9 protein-coding genes are annotated in these 9,593 nt (G+C 75.3%); 6 read left to right on the forward strand and 3 right to left on the reverse strand.

Features of this window, described 5'->3' with window-relative positions; all coding sequences use genetic code 11:
* Positions 1-278: 278 nt before the first annotated feature.
* From KIK08_RS34380 to KIK08_RS41395, 3 genes are all read left to right on the forward strand, one after another.
* Entirely contained in the window at positions 279-443 is a 165-nt protein-coding gene (locus tag KIK08_RS34380) for a hypothetical protein (RefSeq protein WP_214407496.1), read from the forward strand.
* 81 nt (positions 444-524) lie between these two features.
* Positions 525-1,748, forward strand: a complete 1,224-nt coding sequence (locus KIK08_RS34385; RefSeq protein WP_308258075.1) for a Bcr/CflA family efflux MFS transporter — start codon at positions 525-527, stop codon at positions 1,746-1,748.
* A gap of 104 nt (positions 1,749-1,852) precedes the next feature.
* Positions 1,853-3,799, forward strand: a complete 1,947-nt coding sequence (locus tag KIK08_RS41395) for a TPM domain-containing protein (RefSeq protein WP_214407498.1) — start codon at positions 1,853-1,855, stop codon at positions 3,797-3,799.
* 139 nt (positions 3,800-3,938) lie between these two features.
* On the opposite strand, the gene KIK08_RS34395 is transcribed toward KIK08_RS41395, so the two are convergent.
* Positions 3,939-4,718, reverse strand: coding sequence for a helix-turn-helix domain-containing protein (locus KIK08_RS34395; RefSeq protein WP_214407499.1), 780 nt, complete (start codon positions 4,716-4,718; stop codon positions 3,939-3,941).
* 132 nt (positions 4,719-4,850) lie between these two features.
* Here KIK08_RS34395 and KIK08_RS34400 point away from each other — a divergent pair, with 132 nt between their 5' ends.
* The 3 genes from KIK08_RS34400 (at position 4,851) to KIK08_RS34410 (ending at position 7,043) form a co-directional block, all read left to right on the forward strand.
* Positions 4,851-5,210, forward strand: coding sequence for a nuclear transport factor 2 family protein (locus KIK08_RS34400; protein WP_214407500.1), 360 nt, complete (start codon positions 4,851-4,853; stop codon positions 5,208-5,210).
* A 100-nt stretch (positions 5,211-5,310) separates the two neighbouring features.
* Complete coding sequence (locus KIK08_RS34405; protein ID WP_214407501.1) at positions 5,311-5,754, forward strand: MarR family winged helix-turn-helix transcriptional regulator; 444 nt, start codon at positions 5,311-5,313, stop codon at positions 5,752-5,754.
* Positions 5,751-7,043, forward strand: a complete 1,293-nt coding sequence (locus KIK08_RS34410; RefSeq protein ID WP_214407502.1) for an MFS transporter — start codon at positions 5,751-5,753, stop codon at positions 7,041-7,043. The genes KIK08_RS34405 and KIK08_RS34410 overlap by 4 nt, the downstream gene beginning before the upstream one ends.
* Before the next feature lie 68 nt (positions 7,044-7,111).
* Here the strand turns inward: KIK08_RS34410 and KIK08_RS34415 are convergent, their stop codons facing one another.
* Entirely contained in the window at positions 7,112-8,104 is a 993-nt protein-coding gene (locus tag KIK08_RS34415) for a Gfo/Idh/MocA family protein (RefSeq protein ID WP_214407503.1), read from the reverse strand.
* A 423-nt stretch (positions 8,105-8,527) separates the two neighbouring features.
* Positions 8,528-9,593: hypothetical protein (locus KIK08_RS34420; protein ID WP_214407504.1), on the reverse strand; the 1,066-nt coding region annotated here is incomplete at its 5' end.

Genomic DNA, 9,593 nt, shown 5'->3' on the forward strand with positions numbered 1-9,593 from the left:
CCGACCCCGGCCAGCCCGCGGTGCCGGCCCGTCTCGTCCCAGTCGATCCGGCGCGGCGCGCCGGCCGGCCGGTCCGCCCCGGCGGCGCCCGGCACCACCGGCTCGACGGTCGGCTCCCCGGATCCCGGTGTGCTCACCCCGCTGCTCACCCCGCTGCTCACCCCGCTGCCTCCCGACGCCCACCGACGGCGTCGAGTACGCCGTGGCGCGCTTCACCGCCGCTTCACCGGGCGGTCGCGGCAAACGTATCCGCGGGCGCCGGGGGCCACGAGGCCCGAGTGGAGCACGACGCGCCGACCGTGCCGCGGATCGCCGGAGCACTCGACGAGGACGCGCTCGGAGCGTTCCCGGCCGCCCGGCGTTGCGATGGCGAAGCCCGCGGCGGAGATGCCTTCCGCGACGCCGCGCGCCGGCGGTACCGGGTAGATCACCTGTCGGCGTGACCCGCGTTACACGGCGGGAGGAGCGGGAACAGCGGCGGCGAGCCCGACCTTGAGTGATCGGTGACGTCGACCCCCGTTCGCGTGGAGACGGCCGCGCGGGAAACCCCCCGGCTGCGGCTCGTGCTCATCCTGGGCGCGCTCATCGCGCTGGGCCCCCTGACCATCGACATGTACCTGCCGGCGCTGCCCACCATCACCGGTGAGCTCGCCACCACCGACTCCGCCGTCCAGCTCACCCTCACCGGCACCCTGCTGGGGCTGGGCCTCGGCCAGCTGGTGATCGGCCCGCTGTCCGACGCGCTCGGGCGCAAGCGTCCCCTTCTGGCCGGCACCGCGCTGCACGTGCTGGCCTCGGTGCTGTGCCTGGTCGCGCCGAACATCGCCGTCCTGGGCACCGCCCGCCTGCTGCAGGGGCTGGGCGCCGCGGCCGGCGCCGTGATCGCCATGGCGATCGTGCGCGACCTCTACACCGGCCGCCCCGCCGCCACCCTGCTGTCCCGGCTGATCCTGGTCATGGGTGCCGCACCGGTGATCGCCCCGACGCTGGGCAGCTGGCTGCTGTCGTTCACCTCGTGGCGCGGGGTGTTCGCGGCGCTGGCCCTCTACGCGCTGGTGCTGATGCCGGTGGCCGCGAAGCTGCTGCCGGAGACGCTGCCCGTCGAGCGCCGGCAGGCCCCCAGCGTGCGCGGCACGCTGCGCACCTACGGCCGGCTCTTCCGCGACCGCACCTTCGTCGGGCTGGCGCTGGTGGCCGGGCTGACGATGTCGGGCATGTTCGGCTACGTCTCCGGGGCGTCGTTCGTCTTCCAGGAGGAGTTCGGGCTGACCCAGCAGCAGTTCGCGCTGGCGTTCAGCAGCGGCGCCATCTGGCTCATCGGCGCCACCCAGCTGAACCCCGTCCTGCTGCGCCGCTTCGAGCCGCGCCAGATCCTGTTCGCCGCCGTCGCCACCGGCGCGGTCGCGGCCGCCCTCATGCTCGGGCTCGCGCTGGTCGGCGCCGGCATCCTCGGCGTGCTGCTGCCGCTGTGGCTGGCGCTGTTCGCGGCCGGGTTCGCGCTGCCGAACGCACCCGTCGTCGCGCTGGCCCGCCACGGCGACAACGCCGGCACCGCGGCGGCGCTGCTCGGCGCGATGCAGTTCGGCATCGGGGCGATCGTCTCCCCGATGGTCGGGGTGCTGGGCAACGACAGCGTCGCCATGGCCGCGGTCATCGCGGGCGGCCTCGGGCTGGCGCTGGTCGTGCTGGTCTCGGTCGTGCGGCCGTGGCGGTTGACCGACCTGGAGCCCGCCCCCGCGCTGGCCTGAGCGACACCTCGCACCCGATCGGGGAGCGGACCCGTACGGGTCGGTCCGGGCAGGTCGCGGCGGCCGCGCCATGATGGCGTGTTCCCCGATCAGCGGAGGTCGTCGTGCGCAGGTTGTCGCTCCTCGGCGTGGTGCTGGCCGCCCTCGCCCTGACCGGCGCCGGTCCGGCGCCCGCCGAGCCGCCGTTCCGGCTCGACGACCGCGTCACCGACCGGGCCGGCGTCCTCGACCCCGCGGCCACCACCCGGGTCGCCGACGCCGTCGCCCGGCTCGCCGAGCGCCGCGGCTACGACCTGTTCGTGGTGTTCGTCGACAGCTTCGACGGCCTCGACGGCCAGGAGTGGGCCGACGACGCCGCCGAGCGCTCCCAGCTCGGGGTCTCCGACGTGCTGTTCGCCGTCGCCGTCGAGGACCGCGCCTACGGGCTCTCGGTCGCCGAGGACTTCCCCGAGTCCGAGACCCGCGTCGACGACGTGCAGAGCCAGGACGTCGAACCGCTGCTGCGCGAGGACGACTGGGCCGGCGCCGCGGTGGCGCTGGCCGACGGCCTCGGTTCCGGCGGCGGCGTGCCCGTCGGCGTGCTCGTGATCGGCGGGGCGGCGCTCGTCGGCGGCGGGGCGTACGTGGTGGCCCGACGCAGGCGGACCTCCCGGGAGGAGCCCGCCACCGCCCCGCCGACCACCCCCGCCCCGAAGCCGGACGGCCCGCCCGACGAGCACCCCGGCGTCGCCACCAGCGACCTGGCCTACCGGGCCAGCTCGGCCCTGATCGCGATCGACGAGGCCGTGCGCACCTCCGAGCAGGAACTGGCCGCCGCCCGGGCGCACTTCGGCGAGGAGGCCGTCGCCGGGTTCACCGCGGCGCTGGAGCAGTCGCGCGCCGACATGCTGGCCGCGTTCGAGGTCCGCCAGCGCCTCGACGACGACGAGCCGGAGGACGAGCCCACCCAGCGAGCGATGTACGCCGAGATCCTGCGCGCCTGCACCCGCGCCGACGATCGCCTCGACGCCCAGGTCGAGGCGTTCGACCAGCTGCGCGACCTGGAGGCGAAGGCACCCGGGTACGTCGCCGGGCTGGCCGAGCGGCTGACCGCGGTGAACACCGACCTCCCGCGCGCCGAGGCCGCCTGGACCGACCTGCGCGCCCGCTACGCCGACGCCGCCACCGCGCCCGTCGCCGGCAACCTCGACCGGGCCCGCGCCCTGCTCGCCGCGGCCGACACCGAAGTCACCCAGGCCCGCGCCGAGCTGACCGGCGCCGGCCCGACCGCCGCCGTCGTGTCCGGCCGCGCCGCCGAGGACGCCATCACCCAGGCCCGCGCCCTGCTCGACGGCATCCCCCGCCGCGACGCCGAGCTGGCCGAGGCCACCGCCAAGGTGCCGGCCGCCCGCGCGGAGCTCGACCAGGACCTCGCCGAGGCCAGGGCGATGGGCGACGACCTCGCCCCCGCCGTCGCCCGCGCCGAGGCCGCGGCGGCCAACGCGCAGGCCGCCGCGACCGGCGACCGCCCCGACCCCATCGCCGCGCTGCACCTGCTCGACGAGGCCGGCGCCGCCCTCGACCAGGCACTGGCCGCCGAGAAGGCCGACCGCGACCGCGACCGGCGGGCCGCCGCCGCCCTGGAGCAGGCCCTGCTCACCGCCCGCGCCGCCGTCTCGGCCGCCGAGGACTTCATCGCCACCCGCCGCGGCGCCGTCGGCACCCGGGCCCGCACCCGGCTCAGCGAAGCCCGACGCCACCTCACCCTCGCCACCGGCGACGACCCCGTCGCCGGCCTCGCCGAGGCCCAGCGCGCCGACTCCCTGGCCCAGGAAGCCCTCCGCCTGGCCCGCGACGACGTCGCCGGCTGGCGCGAGCCCGGGCAGGGCAGCGGCGGCAGCGGCCTCGCCGTCGACCTGGGCAGCCTGGTGCTGAGCGGCATCCTCTCCGGGGCCGTGCGCGGGGCTGGGCGGTCGGGGGGCGGGCGCGGTCGCGGGGGCGGCGGCTTCTCCCCCGGCAGCTTCGGCGGCTCGGGCACGCGGGGGCGCCGGGGCGGCGGCGGTCGCTTCTGACGCTGCCCCTCCCCACGCCTCTCACCCCCGTGACAGGAAAGCCACGTTCCTGTACCCACAGGGCAGGAAAGCCACGTTCCTGAACCCACAGGGCAGGAACGTGGCTTTCCTGAACCTGCTGGCGGCGAGGGGGAGCGCGTCAGGGGGTGTGGAGGAGGGCGGTGCGGGTGGCGGGGTCGGCCGGGTAGAAGGCTTCGAGGGCCAGTTCGTCGACCGTGACGTCGCGGGGGGTGCCGAAGACGGTGGTCGTCGAGAGGAACGACAGCACCGCGTCGCCCTGGCGCAGCCGCAGCGGCACCACCACCCCGCCCCCGCCGACGCCGCCGTACTCGCCGCCGGGGTAGCCGCGCAGCTCGGCGAGCAGGTCGGTCAGGCCGGCGTCGCCGGTGGTGGCGGCCTGGCGGGCGAGGCGGGCGAGCAGGTGGGAGCGCCACTCCGGGAGGTTCACGATCCGCGGGGCGAGGCCCTCGGGGTGCAGGCTCAGCCGCAGGACGTTGACCGGGGGTTCGACGAGCTCGGGCGCGGTGCCGGCGAGCAGGGCCTGGATGCCGTCGTTCGCCTCGACCAGCTCCCACGTGCGGTCGACCACGACGGCCGGGAACGGCTCGTGCGCGGCCAGGACCGCGCGCAGCGCCTCCAGGACCGGGCCGAGCGGGGGTGAGTCGAGGGTGGACTCGCCGTAGGCGGGGGCGAAGCCGCCGGCCAGCAGCAGCGCGTTGCGCTCGCGCAACGGGACCTCCATCGACTCGGCCAGCCGCAGGATCATCTGCGCGGTGGGGCGGGAGCGGCCGGTCTCCAGCCAGCTGAGGTGGCGGGTGGAGACGTCGGCGATGGTGGCCAGGTCGAGCTGGGACAGGTGCCGGCGCTGCCGCCAGTCGCGCAGCAGGTCGCCGACGGGACGGGTGGGGGCGCTGGTCATGCCGCCACGCTAGCCCGCGGGGTAGCCGGTGCCATGACCTGAGACGTCATCGACCGGGTGCGCGCCCGGCGGCAGTGTCGTCCCCGTCGACGGCGGGCACCCGGCCCGCCTTCCCCGGAGAGGACGTCCACCATGAGCGTCGAGACCACCGTGACCGAGTACCTGCGGGCCTGGAACGTCACCGACCCGGCCGAGCGGGCCGCGCTGCTCGCGAAGGTCGCCGCCGACGACGTGCGCTACGTCGACCCGCTGGCCGACGTGACCGGGCGGGAGGCGTTGAGCGCGGTGATCGGGCAGGTCCAGGCGCAGTTCCCCGGTGTGCCGCTGACCCTGCACAGCGGCCCGGACGCCCACCACGACGTCGTGCGCTTCTCGTGGGCGATGGGCCCGGAGGGCGCCGAGCCGGTCGTGATCGGCACCGATTCGGTGCTGCTGGCAGCCGACGGCCGGTTCGCGCTGGTCACCGGGTACCTGGACCGGGTCCCGGGCTGACCCGGAGCCCGACGCCGCGGCCCTCCCACCCGTCCGACGGGGTGGGAGGGCCGCGCGCGTGTATAGTTGCTTGCCGGTAGGCAACTAGTTGGAGGCGACGGTGACCGACACCTTCGACGCCGACGACCTCGCCCGCCTGCGCATCGCACTGGCCCGCATCGCCCGTGCTCTCGACCGGCAGACCCGCGGCGAGGAGCTCACCCGCACGCAGGCCTCCGCGCTGGCCACGATCGCCCGCCTCGGGCCGGTCCGGATCAGCGAGGTGGCCGAGATCGAGGGCGTCAACCCCACGATGCTGTCGCGGATCGTCGCCAAGCTGGAGGACGCCGGCCTGCTGCGGCGCACCCAGGACCCCGACGACGGCCGCGCGGCCCGCGTCGAGGCGACCGCCGCCGGCGCGGCGGAGGCGGCCCGGCTGCGCACCGAGCGCACCGAGCTGCTGGCCCGCCACCTGGCCGCGATGCCCCCCGACGAGGCCGGCCGGCTGCTGCTGGCGCTGCCCGCCCTGGAGTCGCTCGCCCACCACCTCAAGGGCACGACATGACCGAGGAGATCCCCACGACCGGCTCGATCACCACCCTGCGGCGGCAGATGTTCGCCGCGCTCGCCACCCCCAACTACCGCAGCTACTTCATCGGCAACGCGGTGTCGATGACCGGCACCTGGATGCAGATCGTCGCCCAGGGCTGGCTGGTCCTGCAGCTCACCGGATCGGCGACCGCGCTCGGCGTGGTCACCGCCCTGCAGACGCTGCCGACGCTGCTGCTCGGCCCCTACGGTGGGGTGATCGCCGACCGGCTCGACAAGCGCAAGCTGCTGATCGCCACCAAGTCGGCCATGGGCGCGATCGCGCTCGTCCTCGGCGTGCTCACCACCACGGGCGCCATCCAGCTCTGGCAGGTCTACGCGCTGGCGGTCGTGCTGGGCCTGGCCAGCTGCTTCGAGAGCCCGGCGCGCCAGGCGTTCGTGCTGGAGATGGTCGGCCCCGACCACCTGCGCAACGCGGTCAGCCTGAACTCGGTGCTGGTCAACGCCGCGCGCGCGGTCGGGCCCGCGGTCGCCGGCATCGTGATCGCGGTCGGCGGGCTGGGCGTGTGCTACCTGGTCAACGCGGTCAGCTTCGTGGCCGTGGTGGCGATGCTGGTGCGGATGGACGTGGCGGCGCTGCACCCCTCGACGCCGGCCCCGCGCGCCCCGGGCCAGCTGCGCGAGGGCTTCCGGTACGTGCGCTCCGAGCCGGGGCTGCTGGTGCCGCTGCTGATGATGGGCCTGGTCGGCTGCCTGACCTACGAGTTCCAGGTCGTGCTGCCGATCGTGGCCAGCGAGACGTTCGCCGGCGACTCGACGACCTACGGCTTCCTGACCGCGGCGATGGGCGCCGGGGCGGTGGTCGGCGGCCTCGCGGTGGCCGCCCGCGGGGGCACCGGGATGCGCTCGCTGGTGTGGCTGTCGGTCGCCTACGGGGTGACGATGACGCTGGTCGCGGTGTCGCCGACGCTGCCGGTGGCGCTGGCGGCGATGGTGCTGGTCGGGGTGACCAGCGTGGCGTTCATGTCCATCGGCAACAGCACCCTGCAGCTGGCCAGCGCCCCGCACATGCGCGGGCGGGTGATGGCGCTGTGGACGGTGGCGTTCCTGGGGTCGACGCCGATCGGCGGCCCCATCGCCGGGTGGGTGAGCCAGGAGTTCGGCGGGCGGGCCGGGCTGGGCCTGGGCGCGGTGGCCTGCTTCGTGGCCGCCGGCATGGGCCTGCTGGCCCTGCGCCGCCGACCCGCGGCCCTCGCCGCCGTGCCCGTCGCGCCCCCGCGCCCCGCCACCCCCGAAGCCGCCTGACCGTCGAGAACGAAGTTGTCGTGATTTTGGACCGGTCCAACGCACGACAACTTCGTTCTCGATGGGGGTCAGAGGGTGGCGGGGCCTTCGTGGACGACCATGCCGAGGCGCTCGGCCACCTCGCCCATCACGTCCTGCACCGCCACCGTGTCGGCCAGCGGCATCACCGCGCTCTGCGGGCGGCCGGCGGCGACGCACTCGGTGACCTCGATCAGCTCGTGGCTGTAGCCGCCGCCCAGCGCCGGGCGGGTGATCGTCTCGGGCTCGTGGCCCGCGCGGTGCAGCACGATGGTGTCGGGGTGGTGGAACCGGGGCAGCACGTCGATCCAGCCGGCCGTGCCGTACACCCTGGCCTGGCCGGGGGTGGCGCACAGCAGCGAGGCGAACAGGGAGGCGCTGCGGCCGTCGGCGTAGCCGAGCTGCACGGCCTCCTCGACGTCGACGCCGGTCGCGGCCAGCGAGCCGGTGACGGCCACGGTGTCCGGGTCGCCGAGCACCATCTGGGCGAACGAGATCGGGTAGACGCCCACGTCGAACAGGGCGCCCCCGCCGATCGCCGGGTTGTAGAAGCGGTCGATCGGGTCGACCGGCGGCCGCACGCCCAGGTCGGCGGCCACCGAGCGCACCTCGCCGATCGCGCCGTCCGCGATCAGCTCGCGCATCCGCACCACGGCCGGCTGGAACCGGGTCCACATGCCCTCCATCGCGAACGTCCCGGTGCGCTCGGCGACGTCGACGATCTCCCGGGTGGCGGCCGGGGTGACCGTGAACGCCTTCTCCACCAGCACCGCCTTGCCCGCCCGCAGCGCGGCCAGGGTGACCGCGCGGTGCTGCGGGTGCGGCGTGGCGATGTAGAGGGCGTCGACCTCCGGATCGGCGACGACGTCGGCGTAGGAGGTGTGCACGCGCGCGATGCCGTGGACGGCGGCGAACGCCGCGCCCCGCTCGGCCGACCGCGACGCGACGGCCACCAGCTCCGCACCCGGGACGTGCACGAAGTCCCCGACGACCTTGGACGCGATCCGACCGGGCCCGACGACGGCCCACCGCACGGTGCTCATGTTTCCCATCCTCGCCCGCGGGGCAGCTGTACACAGCTGTGGATGGAGATGTGGACAACTCGAACGGCCGTTCGAATACGCCGTCTCGGCGGTCTCAAGTCACTCTCCGCAGTCAATCATCATCCATCCGTGCAACTTCATCACTCGATTGTTGAGTCTCGTCGAGCGGCTCCGGAGCGAAGATCAGGTATGCCCGCTGTGCACGACCGCCCCGAACAGCGTTCCGGCGCGCGACCGGAACCACTGGCCGACGCACTCATCGCGGCCCTCCCCTCGCAACGCGAACGCCCCCGGCACGAACAGGTGACGCGCGACGACCGGTGGGTCGAGGCGCTGCGGGCAGGCGGCGCGCACGACGCCGACGACCCCGTCATCCGCTCGCTGGCCCGCTGGCGCGCCTCGATCGTCGAGGGCACCTGAGCCCTACTGCTCGAGGCCCTGGGAGACGAAGAACTCCTTGAGCCGGTCCTGGCTGTGGTCCGGGTGGTAGAGCAGCCCGAAGCACAGCGTCTCGCGCCGGTCGTAGTACAGGTACGAGTCGCCGTCGGCGGCCAGCACGTACTCGATCAGCTGGGCCTGCGAGTCCGCCGGGTCGTCGAAGTCGTTCCACGAGCCCGTCCGCACCGTTCCCGGCACCGTGTAGTCCGCCGAGGCGGTGGACGTCCGGTAGAACGTCACCGCCCGGCTGTCGACGAACCGGCCGAAGTCGCCCAGCACCCCGTTCGGGAAGGTGCAGGCGACCTGCTCCACCACGCCCGAGAAGTACTTGTCGCGCGCCGTCGGCTCGCACTGCCCGCGGCCCCCGTCGACGACCGTCGAGGCGAGGTCCCACAGCGCGGGCGAGGCGAACGCCGCCCCCGGCATCTCCGGGCGCTGCACCGCGGTGGATCGGCGCTCGTCGTAGAAGTCCAGCACCTCGGCCAGCGGGCGCGCCGCCGTGACCGTGGCGCTCACCGGCCTCGGTGACTCGACGTCCCAGTACACCGTCGACCCGCCGCCCACGGCCTCGTCCATCGCGAACGCCGCCCCCGCTCCGGTCGTGCTCGCCGAGCGGGCCGAGTCCTGGCCGGGGGCCAGCGCCGCGTCGCGGTGCGCGCGCAGCCGCCCCGTCGAGTCGTAGCCGACCAACTGCACGGTCAGACCGCCGAAGTCGCAGCTCACCCGCTCGGTCTCGCCGGGGTCGGGGGTCAGCGCGGAGCAGCGCAGCACCGCGCGGACGAGGTCGGCGCCCAGCGCCCGGTAGCGCTGCGCGACCTGCTCGGGCGAGGAGGGGTCGACGGCCGGCGGCGTCCCGGCCGACGGGGTCCACACCGCCAGCCCGACCGCGACCAGCGCGAGGACCGCGCCGAGCACGAGCGCGATCCACCGCAGGCGCGGCCGGGGCCGGGCGGCGGCCGTGGCGGGGACGGCGCGGGCGGTCGTCTCGTCCCAGGCGATGCGCGCCGCGGCCCACCCGTCGGTATCCGTCGGTGGCCGCTCGCGCGGGGCG

This window comes from Pseudonocardia lacus (assembly GCF_018531445.1).
In the GTDB taxonomy this organism is placed as follows: domain Bacteria; phylum Actinomycetota; class Actinomycetes; order Mycobacteriales; family Pseudonocardiaceae; genus Pseudonocardia; species Pseudonocardia lacus.